This window comes from Flammeovirga sp. AWQ4_249 (assembly GCF_056161045.1).
The window spans coordinates 1-25,524 of sequence record NZ_JBSWYJ010000024.1 but is presented as its reverse complement, the minus strand read 5'-3'; the positions used below and the strand labels follow the sequence as shown (position 1 = coordinate 25,524).

The following is a 25,524-nucleotide window of genomic DNA, read 5'->3' as shown; positions in this document are numbered from 1 at the left end:
ACTATAATATCTATCGAATCTTTACTGAAATTTTAGTTTTGGTAAAGATTCATTTTTTTGAATGAAACTTCAGAAACACTTATTTTAAGTGCTTTTTAATAAATAATAAAATGAAGAAAGGAGTCTTACTAGTTAATTTGGGTACCCCTGATAGCCCAAATACAGGTGATGTTAGAAAATATCTACGTGAATTTTTAATGGATGAAAGGGTGATTGATATTCCATTTTATAAAAGATGGCCATTGGTTAACCTTATTATTGCACCATTTAGAGCTCCCAAATCAGCAGCAGAATACAAAAAAGTATGGACAGAAAATGGCTCTCCTTTATTGTATTATGGATTAGAATGTCAAAAACTTCTTCAGGAAAGACTAGGTGAAGGCTATCATGTAGCATTAGGAATGAGATATCAAAGTCCTTCTATTGAAAGTGCTTTGATTGAATTGAGAAAGCATGATGTATCCGAAATAGTAGTCGTTCCGTTATTCCCACAATATGCATCCGCAACTACTGGATCTGTGGCACAAAAAGTAATGGAATTGACAAAGAAATGGCAAGTGATTCCAGATGTTAGTTATGTACAACATTATCATAGACATCCTTTATATATCAAAACTTTTGCAGATATCGGTAATAAATACTTGAGGTCTGAAAACTTTGATCATGTTATTTTTTCTTTCCATGGTTTACCAGAAAGACAAATTATCAAAGCAGATGTAAAAACTTGTTGTAAGCTTCGTGGAGAAGGAGGTACTTGTAACAGAAAGGCATATAGTAGAAATACATTCTGTTATCGTTCTGCTTGTTTTGAGACTGCAGATCTAATCGCAAAAGAATTAGGCTTAGCTGACAATATGTATAGTGTTTGTTTCCAATCTAGATTAGGAAAAGACCCATGGATTCAGCCATATACAGAAGATACAATTATTAATCTAACGAAAAAAGGGAAGAAAAGAGTTCTTGCTTTCTCACCAGCATTTGTTGCCGATTGTTTAGAGACAACTGTTGAAGTAGGTGAAGAATACAAAGAGATCTTTGAAGAAAATGGTGGTGAACATTGGCAATTAGTAGAAAGCCTAAATGATCATCCTATGTGGATTAAATGCTTAGAAGATCTTGTGAAAGGTAATGAAGCTCATGTTCCTGAATTAGAGTAAAATTATTCTTCTGTCCAATCAACTTTTACAGACATATCCTTGTGTTCTTCCTTGAGCATGAGGATATGTTTTTTTACATTCTCTAATTTCTCTTCAGATGTCAGCGTTGCATCGTCCGAGTCTATTTCTTCAATTTTTTCAACAAAAGATAAATCCTTAAGCAACTCTTTGATAATTGATGCGTTTTTATTGTCCTTTACAGAAACCACTAATTGTGTCATAATAAAATTTCTTTTATAATTTTTTCTAGTTAATCTTGAGTTTATACGGGGATTATTGAACTCTGTTTAATTATGACAATTATATTTAGTGAATAGACAGTTAAAAAGTTTTAAGAAGACCAATTAAATGCCTGATAAGCAAAAGATAAAATGGCTAAAACTCCTTTTGACGCTTTACCAAGATGTAGTAAAAGATAGGAAAGAATGGTTAGGTAAGCTTCAACGTTGGTTAGAAAGACGTATTCCTCAATTTGAATTGATTTTGGGAATACTTGCTTTATTAGCGCTTATTTATACGCAAGGATTTAATTTGAGTAAGATCGAATTAATTGAACTTGTTAAATATGATAGGTGGATTGCAACAAGTTTTGCAGTTGTAATAATTATAAAACTAGGAGTATTTAGAGATAAGAAGATTTTAAATAAAGAAAATGCCGTAGATCTTTTCTTCTTATTTATAATAATATCCATACTCTTTGTAAGAGTCTTTTTAATGGAACATTACAGAAAAGAGGGAGATCATTGGGGTTGGCCTGTTTATATCATAGTAGTACAGGTTACAATGATTGTTGCAAGCCTTGTTTCATTAGCTAATAATCGATCCTATTGGCTTTTCTTTACTGCAAATAGTACTTCCATGATTGTGGGATCACTTTTGTTTATCATACTAACTGGAGCAGGTTTACTGATGCTTCCTGAATCTACAACAAGGCCTATTACATGGATAGATGCAATATTTACTTCAACCTCAGCTGTATGTGTAACAGGTTTAGCACCCTTTAATGTAAGTGAAGTTTTTACTTTTAAAGGACAATTGATATTAATGTTCTTGTTCCAAATCGGAGGTCTTGGGATTGTTTCACTAACTACGTTTATCGCATTAACCATACAAAAAGGAGTGAAAATTAGAGAAGAATTTATCATACAAGATATGGTAGAAGCAGATAACATTGCTTCCTCTTCGGATATCCTCAAAAAAATCTTTTACATCACATTTACGATTGAATTTATAGGAGCATTATTATTATATCTTGCTTGGGGTGACTTAGGGCTTTCAACTGGAGATAGAATTTTTGTTTCTATTTTTCATTCAGTTTCAGCTTTCTGTAATGCAGGGTTTTCAAATTTCCCAGAAGGACTTCAAGGTGCAGATTTTGCAACGGATTGGTTTTCGGGTTCAATTGTCATGATATTGATCATTGTTGGAGGTATAGGTTTTAAAACTTACAATGAGATCATAAAAAGAAAAGAGAAGTATAAAAAAGTATTCTGTTTACAAACTAGAATATCTTTAAGAGTTACTTTATTCCTGATAATTTTTGGAACAATTGGTTTATATATTACTGATTTTGATCGTTGGGCTCAACAAAGCTTTTCAGATTCACTGTTCCAAACTCTATTCACAAGTGTGACCTGTAGAACAGCAGGGTTCTCTGTTGTTGAAATTGGAGATTTATCTGTAGCAAGTGTAATGATGATGATTTTATTAATGTATATCGGTGGAGCACCAAACTCTACGGCTGGAGGTATAAAAGTTACCACAGTATATATTTTAATTAAATACCTTTGGGCACAGATAACAGGTCACAATCATGTGCATATTGGTTGGAATACAATACAAGAATCGACCATTAGAAGAGCAGTGATCGTATTTATGATGTCAATATTACTTTCTTTCTTTGGACTTTTTGTATTGGCAATCGTAGAACCTAATATAGAAACAGAAGATTTATTCTTTGAATTTTTCTCAGCTTTAGGTACTGCAGGTTTATCAAGAGGAATCACAGCAGATTTGACTGAAGTGGGAAAAGTAATTATATCATTTATAATGTTTGCAGGTAAAATAGGGTTATTCACTTTAATATCTTTATTAGGTGAAAACCATGACAACTTTAAATATAGATATCCTGAGAGCTCTATTTTAGTAGGTTAATATGAAAAAAGTAGATAAAAGATTTGTTTTAATTGGTATGGGGGCGTTCGGTATAGAAGTCGCTCGTACATTAAGAAATAGTAAAGAAGACGTTCTTATTATTTTGCATAATGATTTTGAGTCTGTTAGAGAATCTAAAGATAGTTTCATTACACTTAAAAGGTTAAGAGAAATGGGGTTTGAATACCTTTATGAGACTGATACTACGAATCCTTTAGCTTTAAAAAAGCATATTAAAAAATCTGATACAGTAATTCTTTCTCATGGTAAAAACTTTGAAACTAAATTATTGACAATTGAAGCTTTAAAAGAGATTGGAGTAGAAGAGATTTATGCTAGAGCAACAAGAGATATGCATGCGAAAGTACTTGGCAAAATGGGTATTTCTAGAGTCATTTTCCCTGAAAAACAGGAAGGGAAACGATTTGCATTGGAACTAATGAATAAAAAGGTAAAAGCCATGGATGAAGTTGCTCCAGGGGTATTTATCATCGAAATGGATGTTCCCTCTGTCTTTTATGGTAAAAGTGTTCGAAAATTAAGATTTAGAGACCAATACCATGTTTCTGTTATTTGCTTGAAGGAAAATTCACATCCAACATCATCAATAGGAGGAGAAGAAAAGAAAGAAAAAGTGTTTATTCAAGATTTTAGAGATATTACATTAAATGAAAGCCATACTCTTGTTCTTGCAGGAGCTAAAGAAAGATTGAAACAAGTAACAGATTTAGTAGATAAGTAGACCTAGGCCTTGATTAAGCTTAGTGTAATCTTCTTCATGGTTTCATAAAAACGATTAAATTGTTTGTCTCTGTCATAAAGGTTGACTGCAGCTTTACGGGCATTATTAGAAAATGCATTCAGTTCATTTACAGAAAGTTTCTGTAATGTACTTATATTAGAAATTAGCTGTTCTGGGTGTTCTGGCCTAGATGTTAAACCACAAAGGTGCCTTTCAACCAACATTTCACCTTCACCTTGTCCATTAAACAAAACAGGCATACCTAAACTCATACTTTCATACAGTTTAGCGGGTAATGTACCCATTACATAATTTTTTTGTGAAATTAATGCAACATCATATTGTTGAACAATTGCTGGAATATCAGCATAATCAACTTTTGGGTGTAAAGTAACGGCTGATAAATCGTTTACATGTATATAATTAGCTATTTTGTTTGCTTCAATTCCATCACCATAAATATGTAATTCAGCATTTAATTCATGAAATGGAATAGTTTTGATTAATTCATATATACCATGAGCCATGCCTAAAACACCCGTGTAAACTATACGTAGAGGTCCATTATCTCTTGATGATTTTTTTAATGAAAACACCTCTGTATCAGCACCAATTCTGTAAAGAAAAGTATTAGTGTGGCCTAGATCTTCTATATAATCTTTAGTCTCTAATGATTGAGTAATAATATAGTCAGCCTTGTTGTAATAGAACTTTTCTAATTTATGTAGAAAATTATAAGCGAATGAGTTCTTCTTTATACTTCCAAGATCAACCATTGCTTGAGGCCATAAATCAGAAACATTAAGTACAAGTTTTATTTTTTGCACCTTTTTAAGGTAAATACCTAGAAGAGGCAAAGTAATAGGAGGAGTTTGTACAATAACGATATCAGTTTTTTTCTTTCGTAATGTTCTTACCGAGAATAACATGCTTATTAGCATAGTAGTCATGCTAAGTAAACGAAAGAAAATACTATTCTTTTGAGAAGGAATTAACCAATGTCTGATGACATCAACGCCATTTAATTGCTTCTTTTCACGAAGTCTAAAATAATTTCTTGGTGATAATTTCCCTGTTGGATAATAAGGATGTGAAGTTAGAACAGTCACATTATGGCCTTTTTTCGCAAAACTTTCAGCCATATGGGCGTATTGATGAGGTGCCGCACCAAAATCTGGCGGGTAACAGTGTGTAATGATACAAATATTTAAATCTGTATTATTACTTATATATTCCTCAATATTTTTATACTTCCCTGAATGTAATATCATATTCTTTCAACCTTGAACCTTATAAATTAACGGTCCACTTCTCCCATTACTACATCAATTGAGCCAATTATTGCAATCAAGTCTGATAATAACACACCTCTTGATATTTCTGGCAAAACAGAAAGATTACAGAAGGAACAAGCTCTTGCTTTTAACCTTTCAGGTATATCTGATTTACCGTTTGTTCTAAAAAAGAAACCTAATTCACCTTTTGGATTTTCAGCTCTACTGTAAAAGTCCATTGCCTTTGGTCTACATTTTTTAGGAACTAATTCTTGAGGGTCAAATGTACGATCTCTTTTATAAGTAGTAGTAAGTTGAGTAACACATTGTTTCATGATCTTCAATGATTCCCAACATTCTAACACGCGAACATATGTTCTATCCCAACAATCACCAACAGTACCCATAGTACCTTGACCAACAGGGATATCAAAATCTAATTCGGGGTAAACAGAATAACCATCTACTCTTCTTAAATCATGAGCTAGACCCGAACCTCGTAAAACAGGACCAGATGTTCCGTAATTAATAGCAACATCTAAAGGTAAAACACCTACATTAGCTGTTCTTTCAATAAAAATCTTATTATCAATTACTAACTCCTTTAATTCTTGAAGTTTTGGTTCGAAATATTGAATGAATTCAGCACATCTTTCTTCAAAACCTAAAGGTAGATCATAATAGAGTCCACCAATCCATATATAATTATACAACATTCGAGCGCCAGAAACCCATTCTAATAAACGAAGAATATGCTCTCTGTCTCTCATCATCCATAAGAATGGAGTTGTAGCACCAATATCTAGACCATAAGTACCTATTGCAATAAAGTGTGAGGCAAGGCGATTTAATTCAGCAATTAAAACCCTGATATATTCCACTCTTTTTGGGATTTTCTCTTCAATACCTAACATTTTCTCAACACCCATTGCAAAAGCATGTTCAGAATTCATCGCAGCCATATAATCCATACGATCAACGTAAGGAATGATTTGCTGAAAATTTAAATTTTCGGCATGCTTTTCAAAACAACGATGTAAATATCCTAGGTGAGGGACCAAATCCACTACGTATTCACCATCGGTTAATACTTCAAGTCGTAATACTCCATGTGTAGAAGGGTGGTGAGGACCAAGGTTGATCACCATTTCTTCCATTTTTAGTTTGGAAGGGTCAAAAACGTTTTTTGATGAATTGATCAAATGATCTTCCTCGAACTGATATTGAATTTGTCTTTTTTCCATAAAAGTGTTTGTTCCTCAGAAAATCAAAATTGATGGATTCATTTTAAAAATTCAAGAAAAAAAGCAAAGGCTTTTATTTAATTGTCTAATAAAAGAGAAAAAAAAGATCTATTTGTAGGAATAGTTATAATAAACCCCAAAAATGTTTATTTTTGTCCATGAAAATTATCTCTTCGTTTGATAAGAGATAATCGCAAATGGTCCATTCTGGAATTTTAATTTTTTGAATGGTCAGTAGTATATATTGATGCACTTTTAACCGCTTTTTAAGATGGGTACTCCACAAGAAGAAACGCAGACAAACGAAATCCAAGAGGCAGCTGTTGTCGAAAACACAACTTCTCAATTAGAAGATGTAGCTGATTTCGGAGACGATGAATCATCTCAGTCAGTAGAAGAAGAATTACAAGAAGATGTAGATTTCTCTAATCATTCGAAATCAGAATTATTAAAAGAGATCCAAAATCTTGTTGGAAATTCAGATGTAGTGAAGGCCGAAAGAATTGCCAAAAAAATCAAAGATTCTTTTGATCCGATCAGAAGAGAGGAAGAAAATGAAGCACGTGAGCAATTCAAAGCTACAAATGGTGATGTAGAAGGTTTTGAATACGCTGATACTGATGCAAAAGCATTTTTTGAAGCATTTAACAGAATTAGAACAGATCGTCGTCAGCATTTTGAGCAAATGCAAAAAATGAGAGATGACAACCTAAAGAAAAAGCGTGCAATCATTGCCCAAGTAAAAGAGTTGATTGAAACAACTGATGACAAAGGTGTAATGACTAAAGTGAAGGAATTACAGGCACAATGGAAAACAATTGGTGCGGTTCCTCAACAATTCGCTGAAGAGATATACAAAACGTATGGAGCTCTTTTAGACAGATTCTATGATCAAATGAGCATTGAGTTTGAATTAAAAGAACTTGATAGAAAGAAAAACCTAAAAGCAAAATTAGGTCTTATCGAAAGAGCTGGTAAATTACTAGAAGTAGAAAATGTTAATGAAGCAGTTACTTCATTGAATTTACTACATGAAGAATTTAGAAATATTGGTCCAGTTCCAAAAGAAGAGAAAGACAATATTTGGAATGCTTTCAAAGAAATCTCAGATAAAATCTACGATGCTAAAAGAAAGCATGCAGAAGAGTTTAAGAAGGTTTTAGAAGAGAATATGAAGTTGAAACAAGCTTTATGTTTAAAAGTTGAACCATTCTCTACTTTTGACACAGACCGTATCAAAGCTTGGAATGATGAAACTAAAAAACTTCTTGAAGTTCAAAAAGAATGGGAAGCTGTTGGTCCAGTTCCAAGAGAAGTAGCGAACGGTATTAATAAACAATTCTGGGCAAACTTCAAGCAATTCTTCACAAATAAGAATAAATTCTTTGAAGTGTTAGAAGAGCAAAGAGGAGTTAACTTAGAAAAGAAAAAAGCGTTAGTAGCAAAAGCAGAAGAATTAAAAGAATCTTCTGATTGGAATGCCACTTCTGATGCTTTGATCGGCTTACAAAAAGAGTGGAAGGGTATTGGTCCAGTTCCCGAAAAATTCAGAGACTCTATCTACGCTGAATTTAAAGCTGCTTGTGATGCCTTCTTCGAAAGAAAAAGAAATAAGCGTCAAGAAGAGTCAAAAGAATTCTTAGAGAACTTAAAGAAGAAAGAAGAAATCTGCTTAGAAATTTCAAAATTAGTTGCAGATAAAGCGACTTTCGATCAAAAAGTTCTTGATGAAAAAGCTGAAGCATTTTTCGCAATTGGATTCGTTCCAAGAAAAGAAAAAGATGCTATTGTTGACAAATTTGTAGCAGTAGTTGAAGAGTATGTTGGTATGTCAGAAGATTTAGATGAAAAAGGTAAATTACAAGCTTTAGCATCTGTATTCAACCATTTACCAGGTGGTGGAAATCGCTTCAGAAACCAAGAACAAAATATTAGAACAAGAATCAAAAACCTTGAAGACGATATTGCTCTTTGGCAAAATAACTTAGCATTCTTCTCTAACTCTAAGACTGCTAGTAAGTTATTAGAAGAATATAATGTGAAAATCGATGAAGCTAAAGTTGAGGTGAATAAGTTAAAAGATCAATTAAAAGTGATCAGAAGCTTAGATGCTTAATTAAGTTTTATATCTATATTAAGGGAAGTTTGCTCGTCAAGCTTCCCTTTTTTTGTATTTTATTTTGGAATAATTGGTTTATTCAAAGTATTAACTCTATATTACGTGTAGCTAAAACACTTTAATGTATTAAGTGTACAACAACTCTTTCTTTCTATTAACTGATTTATTTAAATTCTAATTGGCTATGAAATCTTTAAAACTAACGAAGATCATAACTACCTTGCTATTAATTTTTTCTATCAATGGATTTGCTCAATTTCCTGAAAATACTGCTTATAAATTTGATAGACTTAGTATTCAAGATGGTTTATCACATGTAACCGTCAACTCAATTTATCAAGATAGGAAAGGCTTTATGTGGTTTGGGACTGTGATGGGTCTTAATCGTTATGATGGGTATAACTTTAGAGTTTATAAAAACGCTACTAAAGATTCTAGTACTATTATTTCCGATTACATTCATTGTATCGTGGAAGACCAATATGATAATATGTGGGTTGGAGATGCAGGTGGTTTAAATCTCTATAACAGAGAACAAGACAATTTTATTAGAATATTTATGCCTGAGTTTGTAGGTGTAAAAGTTTTAAAGCCCATTGAGAATCATCAGATGTGGGTAGGTTGTCAAAATGGTTTATTTCTATTCGATACGCAAGAACAGAAGATATTAAAAAATGTCTCTGGAAAAAGTATAAATAAATTTCTCATAAGTAAAAATGGAGACTTTTGGATTGGCACAAAATCAAATGGATTGTATTTAACAAACCAAAAAGGTGTAATCCAAAAATATTTTGATGAAAATAATAGTACTGTAAATAATAATATTGAAGCTATTCATCAAGATAAAAATGGTGTAATTCGTATTGGAACTGAAGGAGGAGGTTTATATGAATTCAATGAAAACCTAAATCAATTCAAGCATATTAATATTCCTACAAAAGTGGTTTGGGATATTATTGAGGTGAATGATAAACTGTGGATTGGTACAGCAGATCATGGTGTGGTTGTTTTAAACACCAATACAAATCATTTTGATTTTATTCAAAATAAAGTAAATGATACAAAAAGTATTTCAGAAGATCACATTCTTCGATTTTATAAGGATAATTCAAATAACCTTTGGTTAGGAGGATTTCGTAAGGGACTGAATTATTGGAATTCTAAAACGAATGCATTCAACTTGATTTCAAATAATAGAGGAGGTTTGGAAATTATAAGTCATAATAATGTTATCAGTATGAATGAAGATGAAGAGAATATTTATCTTGGTACTGATGGCGGTGGTTTGAATGTATTCAACAAAAAAACGAAAACAATAAAAGTTTTTCAGCATAACTCTGATGATGAAAATTCTATTGGTTCAAATGCAATATTAAGTATTACTAAGACAACAGAAGGTAACTTTTGGTTAGGTACATGGGGAGGGGGATTAAATTATTTTGACCCAAATAAAGAGACTTTTAAAAAATTTAAACACAACCCAAATAAAGCAAAATCTCTACCTAATAATAATATATGGAAAGGCTATGAAGATTCTAAAGGCAATTTTTGGATTGTTGCTCATGACATAGGTGTTTTTATGTTTGATCCAGCAACAGAAGAAGTCTCTAAAAGTATCTTACCATTAGGTAAAAAAGAGTCCATCAATAGTTCGTTTAACTTCTTTGAAAGTAGTACACAACATTTATATTTTTCAACATATTATGGCCTTTACGTATATGATTTAAATACAAAGAAAATCCAGATTTTACTTCCAGATGATACAAATCCTACATCTCTTCAGGGAACAGTTAGTACTCATGTTTTTGAAGCAAAAGATGGAGGAATTTGGGTTGGTACATCGAATGGTCTTTCAAAATTTGATGTGAAAAAAGGCACTTTTAAAACATATGGAATTGATCAAGGTTTGGCAAATAATGAAGTCAATTCCATTACAGAAGATAATGATGGATATCTATGGATATCCGCCAAAAATAATATAGCTAGGTTTGATCCAGAAAATGAGATTTTTATTAATTATATGAGTTCAGATCTCTCTCAAGAAGGTGTTTTTAATAAGGGTGCAGCATTAAAATTACAAACTGGAGAGATAATTTTTGGAAATAGTTCAGGAGTAACATTATTCAATCCCAAAAATGCAAAACAGAATAATACGGTTCCGCCAGTGGTGTTTACAAAATTTATGTTATTCAATGAGGAAGTAAGTCTTGAGGATCAATCATCTCCACTAACTGAAGTAATTGAAGAAACAAATCAATTGACATTAAACTATAAACAGTCTGTTTTTTCAATAGATTTTGCAGCGTTAAACTACTATCATACTGATAAAAATAAGTATAAATATAGATTAGAAGGTTTCGATAAAACTTGGAGAGATGGAAGTAGAAGAACTGCTACTTATACAAACCTTGATCCTGGGACATATACTTTTCAAGTAATTGGATCAAATAATCATAATGTATGGAATGAAGTAGGAGATAGTATAGAAATTAAAGTGCTGCCTCCGTGGTGGAAAACAATTTGGTTTAGGTTATTATTTACTTTCACCATCATTGGACTTTTTATCAGTTATTATAAGTATAGAACTTTCCAATTAAAAAAGGAACAAAGGAAATTAGAATTTATAGTTCAAGAAAGAACTGAAGAGGTCGTAGCTCAAAATGAAGAGCTACATGAACAACAGAAAGCAATTTCTGAACAAAATGATGCTTTACAAGAGCAAAAAAGAGAAATTACAACTCAAAATGAGGAACTTATTCAACAACAAGAAGAAATCTTAGCACAAAGAAGTTATATCGAGGAGAAGAATTTACAACTGCAAAATCAAAATGTAAAATTAAAAGAGCAGCACAATCATATCACAAATAGTGTGCGTTATGCTCAAACTATTCAAAGTGCAGTATTACCTGGTGATAATTATTTATCCAAGGTGTTTACAGATTTCTTTTTAATCTATAAGCCAAAAGATATTGTTGCCGGAGATTTTTATTGGGTTGGACAAAATGAGAAAAGCACTTTTGTAGCTGTTGTAGATTGTACAGGTCATGGAGTTCCAGGTGCTTTTATGAGTATGATTGGTAATGCCTCATTTAATTATATAATTAATGAATTAAAAATTGATGACCCCAAAGACATTTTGGAAAGAATCAATCAAAGAGTTCAAAAGGCACTTAAACAGGAAACGTCAAATAATACAGATGGAATGGATATCTGTTTGTGTAAAATAACACCAATTGATGATGAAAATAATGAAGTAGTATTTGCCGGTGCAAAAAGACCACTATATTATTTTGATAAAGTATTAGGTCTCAATCATGTCAATGGTAGTAAAAAGGCCATTGGTGGTCCACAAAGAAAAAATAGGTCTTTTGAAAATAATAGCTTAATTCTTAAAAAAGACACTGTCATCTACCTTACTACAGATGGTTACATGGATCAAAATAACCAACAACGTAAGAAGATTGGTAAAACAATGTTTGAAAGTGTTTTAAAGGGTATTGGTCGATTGTCTTTAGATGTTCAAAAAGAACAATTAGAACGTCTTCTATCACTTCACCAAGAAGAAGAAGAGCAGCGAGATGATATCACAATTATGGCAATAATTTCTTAACAAGAAAGGCGATCTAGCACTTATTAGATCGCCTTTTTATATGTATATGAAAAGAATTACATACCTGTGTAATTATAAGGAGTAATTACTTTTAATTCATCTTTAATAGCTTCAGAAACTTCTAGTTCAGCAATGAAAGTAGCAATACTTTCCGCTGTAATTTTCTCATTTTTTCTAGTAAGATCCTTAAGCATTTCATATGGATTAGGAATACCTTCTCTTCTTAGAATCGTTTGAATAGCTTCTGCAACTACAGCCCAGTTATCTTCTAAATCAGCTTGTAATTGATCAGCATTTAATTCTAATTTATTCAATCCCTTTTGTAAAGATTGAAGTGCAATTAGGATATGTCCTAAAGGAACACCAATGTTTCTTAATACTGTAGAATCAGTAAGATCTCTTTGTAATCTTGAAATCGGTAATTTTGCAGCAAGGTGCTCTAAAATTGCAGATGCAATACCCAAGTTACCTTCAGCATTTTCAAAATCAATTGGATTAACTTTATGAGGCATAGCAGAAGAACCTACTTCATTTTTATTAATCTTTTGTTTGAAATAACGCATAGAAACATACTGCCAAACATCTCTCGATAAGTCAATTAATATTGTATTGATTCTCTTGAAAGCATCAAATAGTGCCGCTAAGTTATCATAATTCTCAATTTGTGTAGTGAATTGAGAACGATCTAAACCTAATTGTTCATTGACAAAATCATTACCAAAAGCAACCCAATCGATTGATGGATAGGCAACGTGATGAGCATTAAAATTACCTGTAGCACCACCAAATTTTGCTGAATAAGGAACTTCTTTTAAAGCGTTTAATTGTTTTTTAGCTCTATAGCTAAATACTTTAAATTCTTTTCCTAAACGAGAAGGTGAAGCAGGCTGACCATGTGTTAGGGCTAGAATAGGTTGTTTTTCCCATTCATTAGCTAGAACATCAATCATAGAAATCACTTCTTCAAGCATTGGAATAACAACTTCTTCGTTTGCCTTTTTTAATGACAAAGGAATAGCTGTATTGTTTACATCTTGTGAAGTAAGACCAAAGTGAACAAATTCTTTGTGTTCATTGATTCCTAATGCATCAAATTTTTCCTTGATAAAGTACTCTACAGATTTTACATCATGATTTGTAACTTTTTCAAACTCCTTTACTTTTTGAGCGTCTTCAAGAGAAAATTCTTGGTAGATTTTTCTAATTGGAGCATATAAAGATTTGTCAAAATCTTCAAGTTGTGGAAGTGGTGACTCGCATAAAGCAATGAAATATTCAATTTCTACCCAAACTCTATATCTTATCAAAGCATGTTCCGAAAAATAATTTGATAAAGCTGAGGTTTTACTTCTGTATCTGCCATCAATAGGAGATACTGCACTTAGTTCATTTAGCTCCATTTTAGTTATTGGAATTTTGTAAAAAACATTTCAAGTGGCAAATATAAGATGATGATAAATGAATCAAAACTTTAAATTGAAAAACATTGACGAATATTTTTAACTATTTATTATGCAAAAAAAAGAGCTTAAAATAATAAGTTATTTCTAAGCTCTTTTTCTTTTTGGGAGGAGGTATGAATTAATAATCCTCATTATTTTCTTTCACAACAGGTTTCAGATCTTTTGAGGCCCATTTAATTAATGCACCACATAAAGCAGATAATCCTCCAACAAAACCACCAATTAATGCTCCTATTATTCCAACAAAATCATTGGAAGGTAGTTTGAACATTGTGGCAATTCTATAGCTCAATTCAGAACCTGTATACAATTGAATAAATGCAGCATAGGCACCCCACAGCAAAGCAATACTAATAAATCCTGTAAGGAAAATGAGTAAGAAATTTTGCTTTTGCTTCGCAACTCCTAATGCAAAACATGGAATCGTCATGATCCACCAAGGAAAGATCAATTGAAGTAGACTAGCACACAAAGCAACTGTTGCACCATATATTATATAATTTCTATTCATTGCTTTTTATTTATTCTTTCCGATTTAAGTAATTTTTCTTCAAAAGAAGTATTCAAATAATCCCCTTTATGGAAGAATTCAACTTTATATAATTGACCTTTTTCATATGCTTTAACCATGTTGTCATAAAATGGACTTCCTGCATTTCCTGATTGTCCGCCCGGAATTACTTGATAGGCGAGTGGTCCATTAGGAGTCATTTCCACCAAAAGTCTGAAACTAGGTCCATGTTTTTCTTTTGTAGCATTGACAATACCTCTATAACCACCATTTTGAACATTTTCAACACTAAATCCTGGTAATCTACCAAGGTGCTGAAACATTGTATTTTTATAGTTTGCCCAATTTAATTTTTCATCAGCATGGCTTTTTTTCCATTTATCTACTTTCAATACAGAATTTATGAATGCTTCTGTAATAATTTCACTTATAGATTCTCTTTCTACAGTCTCTAATTCATCAAAATAAGGAAGATCAGGTCTGTTTTTTAGAAGATAAAATGTATTTGCCCTAGTGGGAATAGCGTATTCTTTTGAAGGGTGATTATGAAATTCATCCCAAACAATACTTTGAACTTCCTTAGCCCATTCTTCAAAATAGATTGATGAGACATTTTCTGGAGAATAAAAGAAATCCCATGTTTTTAAACTGTCTACAATAGCTTTATTAGTATCAGAAAATTGTTTTATATTCAGTTCATTGAGCATGAATTCTAAATTTTCTTCGGCAAATAAACTATAATTGTCATTCATCATTTCTGACAGATCACCTACAGTTAGGTCTTTCGCACTGTCCAATAAATCATGAATTCTTCTATTTCTGTAGTATTCATAATACTGACCATAATGATAATATGGATACTCTTTTCCAGCAGGATGTTCATTGGCAGAACTTACATACCCTGAGGATGGATTTACAATTTTAATATTATGCTCAAAAGGTATAAACCCTTGCCATTTTGTATCTAATCGAGTACCATCCATGACAAATTTACCTTGTTCTTTCCATCGATTTGGGAAATTTCCTTGGATATTCATGGCGATAGTATTATCACTTGCTATAAATGCAAAGTTCAAAGCGGGACCATGAAAATATTGAATTGCGTTTGTAAAATCCTCATAATCTTTAGAGTGATTGATCATATAAATTGACCTTAATTCTCTACTTGCATCATGCCCTTTCCAACGTAATGCATATCCTGCTTCTTGTTTGGCATCACCAAACGTTTTATCATACACGATAGGACCCCATCTAGAATATCTTACCGTATCCATAATAGGATCTTTATCACGAATTTTTATTTCCTCAACTCTTAGGTCGGCTTTGGACCAATAATTATCAATCAAATAATGAGTTCTTGATTTATCTTGGAATAATATTTTATACCAATCTCTATCATCTCTTCTTGCACTAGTAACACCCCATGCGATTTTTTCATTAAAACCAACGACAATACATGGTACTCCAGGGATTGACATACCCATTGTGTTTCCTTTTGGATGTGTCAATTGTATCGAAAACCATATTGATGGCATTGTTAGGTTTAAATGAGGATCATTACATAAGATAGGATTGCCACTTTTTGTTTTTAAACCACTAACAGCCCAGTTGTTACTCCCATTATCAGGGTCTTCTTTTTCAACGGCATGTTTTCTTAGTCCACTTAATATTGAATAATTTTTAGGAGGTTTAATTGGTGTTACATTCCAAGATCTCCATACCGAATCGTTGTTAGCTATAGGCTCTTGAAAAGGTAATATTTCAGGGAAAAGAATATCGAAATTTTTCTTCCCTAAAAGTTGTAATGCATTGGTATTTTCAAAATCATTGTCAGGTCCACTTAAAGAGTATTGAATAAATTTAAAAATTAAAGCCGTTTTTAGTGGGGTCCAATGCTCTGGCTTGTATTTAAAAAACTTATATTCAACGGGGTAGTCAGCATAATTCAATTGATCTATATAAGCATTTACACCGTTGGTATAAGCATTTAATATAGAGATCATCTTTTTGTCAGTCTTTAGACTTTTAATGAAAGCTTCAGCACCAAATTGAAGACCTTGTCTTCTCATATTTCGATCGTACTGAATCGTTAAATCACCAAATACTTCTGACAATCTACCTGCTGCGGCCATCGCTTGAAAATCCATTTGCCAAAGACGATGTCTAGCTGTTATATACCCTTGTAAATAGTAAAGGTCATGCTCGTTTTCTGCATAAATATGAGGGATAAGCAAAGAATCATAAAAAATAGTGCCTTCAGAAATCATTTCTTCAAGTTGTATGACTTCTGGAAGCTTTTCATTTTTAACTTCATTTTGCCAAAAACCTTGAAAGGGATCTAAAAAACGACCTAAAGGAGGTATATTATTTATTTTAGAGTCAAGGGCTACTACACAAAAAAAAGTAAAAGCTGAAATAATGCCTGCGATTGAGGATCTCATAGCTTAGTATTAGTATTATATAAAAAATGAGCTTAAAATTACATAATCCCTATGATCATTCAAACAAGAAGTTTATTCTTTCTTATGAAAAAAATATGAGTCTATTCTATTTTTTAAATCTTCAGGATGATCAACAACAGAAATACAATTTGTTTTTTCTAATATAACTTTTGCATTATAACCCCAACTAACAACAAGAATAGGAATTTCAGCTTTATTACAAGCCTTAACATCTCTTACTTCATCACCTATATATAGAATTTCATTTGTCGAATTTTGCTTAATCTGATTAATTTTTACGTTTTTAGAAAATAGTTTAGAGGATGAATGTACTTTAGAAAAATACCTTTCAATATTATTCCTTTTAAGAAAGTCTTGGATAGTAGTTTTTGAGTTCGAACTTAAAATCTGTAATTCATAACCTTCTTTCCATAATTCTATCACTTCCTTTTTGACGTTAGGGAAAAGTTTTAATTCCGTACGTTTGAAATACATTCTTATTTTAATTTCTAAAACAAAAAAGGGGAGTAGCCACGGTTTTAATTTTATTTTCTTAATGATCTCAGAAGCTGTTAAACTTCTATATACATTCAAATTAGTTTCCGTCAGGTCAAGCTGATATCTAGACGAGATTTTAGTAATTATTTTCTCGACAATACTCAAACTATCTACAAGAGTGCCATCGAAATCAAAAAGTAAGATTTTTTGTCCAATCATATTCATAAAAAAAGAATGATTTAAATTAATATAAAAATCATTTAATGTGACCATATTGCGAATAATAAATTATAGTACAGAATATTTTCATGGGTAATAAAAGTATTGATTTAAAGTTGTATGGCCTTCTGTTATTGATATTTCCTCTTTTTGTATTGGATATCAGTGTGGGATCTACACATATTTCAATTAAAAATATATTTACGAGTATCTTCCAAAATAATGAATCAGACAGCATATCTACAATATTATGGTTGATTCGAATTCCAAAGGCATTGGTAGCAGTATTAGTGGGTATTGCTTTGTCGGTAAGTGGACTCTTGATGCAAGCATTATTTAGGAATCCAATGGCAGGGCCTTCTGTTTTAGGGATCAATTCTGGAGCATCATTAGGAGTGGCTTTGGTATCCCTTTCTTCTGGGATTGGATTGGGAATTAATAGTTTATCGTATCTAGAAAGTTATGGAATTTGGTTGACGGTCATTGCCTCTTCTTCAGGAGCAGCACTAGTAATGCTAATTATACTTTTTGTTGCTCACAAGGTAAATGATAATGTAGCATTATTGATCGTTGGAATTATGCTGGCTGCTTTGACATCTTCATTAGTAGGAATTGCACAATATTTTAGTCACCCTGATCAACTTCAAGAATATATATTATGGACATTCGGTAGTTTAGGTGGTATCGTTTATGAACAAATATTTATCTTAATTGCCTTTGTAATTGTAGGTTTTGTTATCTCCTTAACACTCTGTAGATCGATGAACTTGATGTTATTAGGAGAGAATTATGCAAAAAGTATGGGACTTTCAATTCAAAAATATAGACTGGTTAGTATTCTGTCAGCTAGTATTTTAAGTGGAGCTGTTACTGGATTTTGTGGACCCATAGGTTTTGTAGGCATTGCTGCACCTCATATTGCAAGAGTAGTAGCAAAATCTTCTGATCATTTTCGATTATTACCTTACAGTGCTGTAATTGGTGCTGTAGGAATGCTAATATGTGATACTATTTCTCATTGGAGCAATTCAGGAGTCGTTATTCCTATTAATTCAATTACTTCTTTAATAGGTGCACCAATTGTCATACTTGCCATGCTAAAAGGGAGGAAATAATGAGAAAAGAAGTATTAAGAACTAACAATTTAGTTACTGGCTATCTAGAAAAAGAAGGCAACGAGAAAGTAATAGGCAATTACAATCAACTGTCCTTATTGGAAGGTGACTTTTGTGTTTTAATAGGAAAAAATGGAGTAGGGAAATCTACTTTACTGAAAACTTTATCAGCAGATATTAGACCATTAAAAGGCGAGGTGTATATAAGTGATCAAGATATACTAGAAATGTCGATATCTGAAAAATCTTTATGGTTGAGTTTTGTTTATTCTAATAACAATATTGTAGGTAAATTAACGGTCATAGAAACGGTGCTGATGGGTAGATATCCTTACCTAAATTGGTGGGGAAAGATGAAAGAAAAAGATCATCAAATCGCCTATCAAGCACTATTAGATGTTGGGGCAGAGCATATAAAGGATAGAATAGTAACTACTTTAAGCGATGGTGAAAGGCAAAAAGTAATGATTGCAAGGGCAATAGCTCAAGATACGGCAATCATTTTTTTAGATGAACCTTCTGCTCATTTAGATTTAATTAATAGAATTGAAGTTTTTCAATTGCTTAAAAAAATTGCGAGGCTTCGAAAGAAAGTGATTTTGCTATCTACCCATGAAATTGAAATGTCTCTTCAGATGGCAGATCGATTATGGATTTTACATGATGATTTGATTTCTCAAGGCACACCAGCAGAAATAGTTTCTGATAACATTATAAATAAAGTATTCTCATCTAAAAATATAGCCTTTAATCCATCTACTGGAGTATTTAATTTTTGCCCAAACCAAAAAATGTTTTCTTTTTCAATAGAATTGGATGATTCAACAGAGGACTATCAAGGTGAAACAGATTTACCATTAAGAGTGTTTTGGGAAGAAAAAAAGCTGGTTTCAGAAGGAGCATTAAAAAGAGAAAATGGTGCTTTTTACATTAAATTAGTTTGGAAAAAAGAAGTAAATCAGTTGCAATGGCGTGTAATTCATAATGATAAAGAAATTACACTTAATGTGGATGAAATTAACCTTTTTGACGAGTTAGTAAAGTTATATTCCAACATTCAATAATTATATTTCTCTTTTGTTGTAGAATTGTTCCCTTTTCGTTTATATTTGATTATAATTACAGTTGACAGTAAGTCAAATTTTTTTATAATCCTGCTCAGACTCGATGAAGCATATACACAAAATTTACATAACTACTCTTCTATTACTTTTAACTACAGCCATTACTTTGTTTGCTCAAGAAAAAGTAGTAAAAGGTCAAGTAATAGATGAAGACCAACAGCCTGTTTATAATGCAATCGTCTATTTAGATGGACAACAAGTAGCAACAACAAACTCGGATGGACAATTTACATTTTCAACTTCTAATTCAAGTAAAATAAGAAACTTGAATGTCATCAAAAGAGGTTTCAAGATGCAAACATGGGCTTTAGAAGGAGCTAATTCTATTAAAGTCTTATTGAGTTTTGCACCTGTATATATTGATGGCGTAGTTTACGAGGGAAAGCAACCATTAGTCGATAAATTTGTAAAAATAAGTGGTCAAAAATTTCAAGCGGTTAAAACAGACAAAAAAGGTAACTTCCAGCTGAAAATTGACCGTAATTATAAGGTGAGAAACGCTACTATATTTCTTGTAGATGGAGATCCAGTAGATAAGAAAAACACATATTATAACCCTCAGTTAAATAAAGTCACTTTAACGCTACCAGGAAAACAAAAAGAAGTAAAAGAAGTAGTTGCAAAAACGAATACACCTAAACTTTCTGTATCGACAAAAAATGAAGCTGAAAAGGAAGATAAAATTGAAGAAGAAGAAATTTTTATTGATCCTATTTTAGTTGTAGTCGTTTATGAAGAAGATATATCGCCAGCTGATTCATTAAATGTAAAAATTAATGAAAAAACATTTATCACTGATAAAAATGGTGAATTTGAAGTTTATGCAGATTCTTTAAGTGAAACAAACTTCCAGATTGATGATTATTCAATTATTAAAACGAAATATGATTATGAAGATAATTATATGTTTGTTTATATATCTAGTGAAGATGAAAATGCTGTAAAAAGCGAAACAAACATGGAATATTCTGAGAATTTTCAAGCTGTTTTTAATTCTCTAGAAGCGGAAAAGCAATTACTTCAAGAAAATGGTTCTAACATCAGAAAAGAGATCCAGAAAATCACTGAAAAGTTAGAAAAAGATGCAAGTAAAAAAAGTAAAAAATCTTTAGAGACGTATCTAGAGAGACTTACGGAAGAGTTGATTAATAACGAGTTACGCTATGAAGAGGCGCAGTACAAAACTTCTCAAATGCTAGAACGTATGCGTAACCAAATTACGAATCAAGAAACAACAATTACGCAGATTGAGGAAGAAAAAGAGGAAGTGGAGACAGAAAGAATGCTATATTTTGTTGTTGCTGCAATCTCTTTAATATTGATTTTTGTGTTCTATAAAAACTCTCAAAAACTTAAAGAACAAAGAGACGATCTTAGAGAAATTACAGAGAGACTTGAAAATGCAAATAATGAAGTTGTGAAATCGCACGAAGAAATGCTCTCTGTAAAAGATATCGGTCAAAAGTTTACCGCTACACTTGATTTTGAGAAACATATGCATGAATTACAAGAAAGTGTTTCAGAACTAGTACCTGCTACAACTTTTGGTATTGGAGTATATAATAAATATGAAAAGAGGTTAGACTTCAAAAATCAAGTATCTGATGCTGGATTAGAAAATTATTATTCTGTAAGTATTAATGATGGATACAGTCTAGCAGCTTGGTGTTTCAACAATGAAGTAGAATTGATCATCAATAATTATGATGAGGAAAGTTTATTGTATGTTCCTCAAGGGAATAAAAATATTGAGGTGACAAACCAATCAATCATTTATATGCCATTGATAGTTGAGACAAATGTACTTGGTGTCATCACTATGCAAACACGTGAGAAAGATCAATACAAAGAGATTAATATCTCTAACTTAAAGGCATTAGCGTCATATGCTTCAATTGCTGTTTCTAATCATATTTCTTACAAGGAGCTTCATGAGAAGAATAAGAGTATTACAGATAGTATGCGTTATGCAAAAACAATTCAAAGTGCTATCCTTCCTTCAGAAACTGTCTTAAAAGAAAACTTTGATGAACACTTTATCTTATATCGTTCAAAAGAGATTGTGTCAGGAGATTTTTATTGGTTTAAGCGTAAGGAAGTTGATGGGAAAGTAATGAAATTTATGGCTGTGGTCGATTGTACAGGTCATGGAGTTCCTGGAGCTTTTATGTCGATGATCGGTAATACTTTATTGAACGATATTGTTAATGTAAAAGGTATTACAGATACAGTAGCCATTTTAAATGCATTAAATGAAGGTGTAAGAGAGTCATTGCAACAAGAAAATTCAATGAATGATGACGGGATGGATGTTGCATTAATTGCAATTGAAGAGAAAGAAAATGCCATTGATGTTCAGTTCTCAGGTGCCAAACGTCCAATTTATGTATTTAACCAAAATAAAGCAGAATTAGAGGTTGTACAAGGAGATATCAAATCTATTGGTTATTCTAGTAGAAAAAATAAGATCTTCACGGATCATAAGTTATCTCTACAAAAAGGTGATACTATTTACTTAACAACAGATGGTTATGTAGATCAGAATAATGCAAATAGGGAGAAGATTGGCTCATTAAAATTGAAGGATATAATTGCCTCAAATGCAACTATGAGTATGTCAGATCAAGAAGAAGCTTTAGAAGAAATACTGGATCAACATCAAGTAGGAGGAGTGGATCAAAGAGATGATATTACAGTGGTTGGTGTAAGAGTTTAATTGATTTTATTAAGTATAAAAAAGGTAATCTCATTTGATTGAGATTGCCTTTTTTCATTTATTGTTTTAGCTTATCAAGCTCTATTTTTAAAACATTTTCTTGAAAGCCTGTCATTCTTTTTATCAGTTTTCCATCTTTAATGATCAATACAAGTGGTATTCCTTGAACCGCATTTTCACGTTTAAAAGTATTGATCTTTTCATCTTCAATTTTGATATGAAGATCGGTAAAATCTGGAGCAAACTTTTTGATGGATTCAAGCCATTTATTATTTCCTTGGTCTATTGAGATAAAATGAAATTGAATATTATCCTTAGCGTATTTTTGAATTACTTTTGGGTATTTATTTTTAATAGAAACAACACATGGTCCACACCACGAAGCCCAAATATCTATAATATGTATACCTTCTGATAAGTCAATCTCTTTAGGGCTGAGATTCTGATCAATACCTTTTATTAATTTAATTTTCTGTTTTTTATCAAAGCCTTTACGATGAGCAACTAATTTTTCTAAATCATTTTGATAATCAGAATTGGGGTATTTTTCGTTAAAAGAAGCAACAGCCTGTTTAAATGTCTCATTTTGAACACTATCATTATAATAGAAGAATTCTGTGAGGTATTTATGGTTTACTCTTTCTCTTAATGCATCATTTTTTACATATTGATGCGTTATTTCTTGAAAACGTTCTATTGTATTTCCTTTAGTGCCAAAAGGAGAGTCATTTAAGAAAAGTCTATTTTCATCTTCTATGAAGTTTAATTGTGTATCGATATGTTCAGCCACCAAATAATCTAAGTCGCTGTTATTCATTTCAGGGTCATCTAAATCAAAAGTAACAAGTGCATTTAGTAGGTAGTTTGGCTCATGTATTTTAATAGAATCAGGATAGGCTTCAGCATATATTGTATTCAAACTTAACCATAAGCCAATAATATTGCCTTTCATTGATTTAGCATATTCATTAGACAACTTTGGTTTATGTACCATTAAGGTGTCAATCATATTTTGTGTATACTCCATTTGAAGCTTTTTAACTTCCTCAAAAGGTAACTCATGTATTTTATCATTATATTCATAGATGACTAAATCAAGAGTCGAAAAGAACGAATAGTTATATTTTAAGCTGTCAATGATAGATTCTGTTACTTTCGTAGGATCAAAATTAGATAGTTTAGTCATAGCATTGAATTCCTCTTTCAATACATTTTTATTCCCTCTATCGTCTTCTATGATTAGATCATCATAAGCACTTCTATGAAGAAGATTTCTAGTGGTGTAGTAATCAAAAGTAAGTTTATCAAACTGCTGTTTTCTCATTTCTGTTGTAAAATTTTCTTCTCTTATCTTTTTATTACCATAGTGTTCATATTTTGATCTAATTTCTTCTACTTTATCATAAATTGTTTGAGACATTAATGCTTTAGTATCAATCAATTTTGAGAATTGATTAACATATAAAGTTTGAGCATTCCAATACGCACCATTGTATATAATATTTGGTGTTTCTTCAAATCTAACAATTGGTAAGCGATCTGTCCATCTGAACATAGTTGCATTTCTAAGTTCAAAACAAGCTACTGTACTAAAGTTTGGAACATCTAATTTTCCTACAAATTTCACTTGATCAATTGTATCTTTATATATCATTTCAAAATCAATATGATCTGTATAGATTTGATTGCCAACCTTTGTAAATGTGATTTCACCTTTGGAAGTTAAACGATGTGTAAAACTTGGCTTTTGGAAATGAGTTAAGTTAGGATAATCTCTAAGTGGTCTAAAATTGGAAGAACTTACTTTTAGTAGATCATAATTTTCTGTTAGGTATAAGAAGCCTTCTCCACCTTTAGAATCATTATCAGTAAACTTTAATACATATACTAATTGGTCATCTCTAACTAACATTTCATGAAGATCGAAAGTATAATTAGAAGGGTTAACTAGAGGCCCATTTTTGATAAATGCTTGTTGATAATGAAAGATGTTTCCATTTTCCATAAAATTGATTTGTTGAAGGTTCCTTTCATAATAGTTAAAACCACCATAATCTTTATTGATCCATTTTAGTTCACTTTTCTCTGGTTTATAGTTCCAATTTATATAATTCCAGTCATAATCCTTGTTGCGTTTGATTTGATCGAACATTAAAATATGCCTTGCCCGATAGTGTGCTTCTTTAGCTTTTATTTGATCATAGCTATCAAAATAAATTTCACCAGTAGATTCCATTCCTCCTTGAAATTCATTATTGGTATATTTTGCTTCAGCATAATAGAACTCACCAAGGTATTGTTTTTTTCTAAAATTATTTTTGAAGCTTTTGACACTTTCCTTAACGATTTCTTTAAGAGTAGGCATTTTGGATTTAATGGTTAACATATCCAACTCTTCCACAGCAGGCAGTAACTCCAACTTGTTATTAAGAAACTTTGAAAGCTGTTTAATAGGAACTTCAAGTTTGGAATAGCCAATGGAAGAAATTGCTACAGTATCTGATAAGTGAGAAGAGGAGATTGGGATGCTGAAATAACCCTCAGTATTTGTAGTTCCTCCAATAGTTTTCCCTTTAATCACAATGTTAGCGTAGGGGATGACTTCTTTTGTCTCAGCGTTGCGTAAATGCCCTTTAAGTGAGTTTTGGGCATGACTTAAAAAACATACCAATAGTAATAGAAGTGATAGATTGATTTTTTTCATTTTCATTTAGTTTTTGAAGTAAGTAATAGTTGCTTAGATAGTGCACCTAGTATGACAAAGTTAATAAAAGGTGTTATTAATAAAATAGCATGGAAACAAAAAAGCCCAAGACTTTCATCTTGAGCTTAATTTTAGTAGCGAGAACGAGAGTTGAACTCGTGACCTCCGGGTTATGAATCCGACGCTCTAACCAACTGAGCTACCTCGCCAGAGTTTGTAAGCGGACAATGCTTACGGGTTTGTTTGTAGCGAGAACGAGAGTTGAACTCGTGACCTCCGGGTTATGAATCCGACGCTCTAACCAACTGAGCTACCTCGCCAGAGTTTGTAAGCGGACAATGCTTACGGGTTTGTTTGTAGCGAGAACGAGAGTTGAACTCGTGACCTCCGGGTTATGAATCCGACGCTCTAACCAACTGAGCTACCTCGCCAG

Annotated in this window: 16 protein-coding genes and 3 tRNA genes; 8 read left to right on the top strand and 11 right to left on the bottom strand. The window is 32.0% G+C overall.

Features of this window, described 5'->3' with window-relative positions; genetic code table 11:
* The first annotated feature begins 110 nt into the window (after positions 1 to 110).
* Entirely contained in the window at positions 111 to 1,157 is a 1,047-nt protein-coding gene (gene hemH / locus ACXAHM_RS17040) for a ferrochelatase (RefSeq protein WP_474962166.1), read from the top strand.
* A gap of 2 nt (positions 1,158 to 1,159) precedes the next feature.
* On the opposite strand, the gene ACXAHM_RS17035 is transcribed toward hemH, so the two are convergent.
* Positions 1,160 to 1,378, bottom strand: a complete 219-nt coding sequence (locus tag ACXAHM_RS17035; RefSeq protein ID WP_474962164.1) for a hypothetical protein — start codon at positions 1,376 to 1,378, stop codon at positions 1,160 to 1,162.
* Between the two features lie 127 nt (positions 1,379 to 1,505).
* Here ACXAHM_RS17035 and ACXAHM_RS17030 point away from each other — a divergent pair, with 127 nt between their 5' ends.
* Both ACXAHM_RS17030 and ACXAHM_RS17025 read left to right on the top strand, forming a co-directional pair.
* Positions 1,506 to 3,311 carry a TrkH family potassium uptake protein gene (locus tag ACXAHM_RS17030; protein ID WP_474962162.1) on the top strand — a complete coding sequence of 602 codons (1,806 nt, stop codon included), beginning with the start codon at positions 1,506 to 1,508 and terminating at the stop codon, positions 3,309 to 3,311.
* Position 3,312: 1 nt separating this feature from the next.
* Complete coding sequence (locus ACXAHM_RS17025; protein ID WP_474962159.1) at positions 3,313 to 4,053, top strand: NAD-binding protein; 741 nt, start codon at positions 3,313 to 3,315, stop codon at positions 4,051 to 4,053.
* 2 nt (positions 4,054 to 4,055) lie between these two features.
* Here the strand turns inward: ACXAHM_RS17025 and ACXAHM_RS17020 are convergent, their stop codons facing one another.
* Positions 4,056 to 5,324, bottom strand: coding sequence for a glycosyltransferase family 4 protein (locus ACXAHM_RS17020; protein WP_474962157.1), 1,269 nt, complete (start codon positions 5,322 to 5,324; stop codon positions 4,056 to 4,058).
* Positions 5,325 to 5,350: 26 nt separating this feature from the next.
* Positions 5,351 to 6,571 (bottom strand): NADH-quinone oxidoreductase subunit D, encoded by a 1,221-nt coding sequence (locus ACXAHM_RS17015; RefSeq protein WP_474962155.1) that lies wholly within the window; start codon positions 6,569 to 6,571, stop codon positions 5,351 to 5,353.
* A gap of 271 nt (positions 6,572 to 6,842) precedes the next feature.
* Here ACXAHM_RS17015 and ACXAHM_RS17010 point away from each other — a divergent pair, with 271 nt between their 5' ends.
* Both ACXAHM_RS17010 and ACXAHM_RS17005 read left to right on the top strand, forming a co-directional pair.
* A complete protein-coding gene (locus ACXAHM_RS17010) occupies positions 6,843 to 8,687 on the top strand; it encodes a DUF349 domain-containing protein (protein ID WP_474962153.1) in 1,845 nt (614 codons plus the stop codon).
* A 187-nt stretch (positions 8,688 to 8,874) separates the two neighbouring features.
* Positions 8,875 to 12,300, top strand: a complete 3,426-nt coding sequence (locus tag ACXAHM_RS17005) for a two-component regulator propeller domain-containing protein (protein WP_474962150.1) — start codon at positions 8,875 to 8,877, stop codon at positions 12,298 to 12,300.
* Between the two features lie 56 nt (positions 12,301 to 12,356).
* Here the strand turns inward: ACXAHM_RS17005 and purB are convergent, their stop codons facing one another.
* The 4 genes from purB to ACXAHM_RS16985 all read right to left on the bottom strand — a co-directional run bounded on the left by purB (position 12,357) and on the right by ACXAHM_RS16985 (position 17,432).
* A complete protein-coding gene (gene purB / locus ACXAHM_RS17000) occupies positions 12,357 to 13,700 on the bottom strand; it encodes an adenylosuccinate lyase (protein WP_474962148.1) in 1,344 nt (447 codons plus the stop codon).
* A gap of 181 nt (positions 13,701 to 13,881) precedes the next feature.
* Entirely contained in the window at positions 13,882 to 14,274 is a 393-nt protein-coding gene (locus tag ACXAHM_RS16995; protein WP_474962146.1) for a hypothetical protein, read from the bottom strand.
* Positions 14,271 to 16,715, bottom strand: coding sequence for a penicillin acylase family protein (locus tag ACXAHM_RS16990; RefSeq protein ID WP_474962144.1), 2,445 nt, complete (start codon positions 16,713 to 16,715; stop codon positions 14,271 to 14,273). The genes ACXAHM_RS16995 and ACXAHM_RS16990 overlap by 4 nt, the downstream gene beginning before the upstream one ends.
* A 72-nt stretch (positions 16,716 to 16,787) precedes the next feature.
* Positions 16,788 to 17,432 carry an HAD hydrolase-like protein gene (locus tag ACXAHM_RS16985; RefSeq protein WP_474962142.1) on the bottom strand — a complete coding sequence of 215 codons (645 nt, stop codon included), beginning with the start codon at positions 17,430 to 17,432 and terminating at the stop codon, positions 16,788 to 16,790.
* A gap of 89 nt (positions 17,433 to 17,521) precedes the next feature.
* Here ACXAHM_RS16985 and ACXAHM_RS16980 point away from each other — a divergent pair, with 89 nt between their 5' ends.
* The 3 genes from ACXAHM_RS16980 to ACXAHM_RS16970 all read left to right on the top strand — a co-directional run bounded on the left by ACXAHM_RS16980 (position 17,522) and on the right by ACXAHM_RS16970 (position 22,387).
* Entirely contained in the window at positions 17,522 to 18,547 is a 1,026-nt protein-coding gene (locus tag ACXAHM_RS16980; RefSeq protein ID WP_474962140.1) for a FecCD family ABC transporter permease, read from the top strand.
* Positions 18,547 to 19,611, top strand: coding sequence for an ABC transporter ATP-binding protein (locus tag ACXAHM_RS16975; protein ID WP_474962138.1), 1,065 nt, complete (start codon positions 18,547 to 18,549; stop codon positions 19,609 to 19,611). The genes ACXAHM_RS16980 and ACXAHM_RS16975 overlap by 1 nt, the downstream gene beginning before the upstream one ends.
* 103 nt (positions 19,612 to 19,714) lie before the next feature.
* On the top strand, positions 19,715 to 22,387 hold the full coding sequence (locus ACXAHM_RS16970; RefSeq protein ID WP_474962135.1) for a SpoIIE family protein phosphatase: 2,673 nt from the start codon (positions 19,715 to 19,717) through the stop codon (positions 22,385 to 22,387).
* A 58-nt stretch (positions 22,388 to 22,445) separates the two neighbouring features.
* On the opposite strand, the gene ACXAHM_RS16965 is transcribed toward ACXAHM_RS16970, so the two are convergent.
* The 4 genes from ACXAHM_RS16965 to ACXAHM_RS16950 form a co-directional block, all read right to left on the bottom strand.
* Positions 22,446 to 25,091 (bottom strand): carboxypeptidase-like regulatory domain-containing protein, encoded by a 2,646-nt coding sequence (locus ACXAHM_RS16965; RefSeq protein WP_474962133.1) that lies wholly within the window; start codon positions 25,089 to 25,091, stop codon positions 22,446 to 22,448.
* Positions 25,092 to 25,226: 135 nt separating this feature from the next.
* Positions 25,227 to 25,300, bottom strand: a tRNA-Met gene (locus tag ACXAHM_RS16960).
* Positions 25,301 to 25,337: 37 nt separating this feature from the next.
* A tRNA-Met gene (locus tag ACXAHM_RS16955) sits at positions 25,338 to 25,411 on the bottom strand.
* 37 nt (positions 25,412 to 25,448) lie between these two features.
* A tRNA-Met gene (locus tag ACXAHM_RS16950) sits at positions 25,449 to 25,522 on the bottom strand.
* Positions 25,523 to 25,524: the final 2 nt, after the last annotated feature.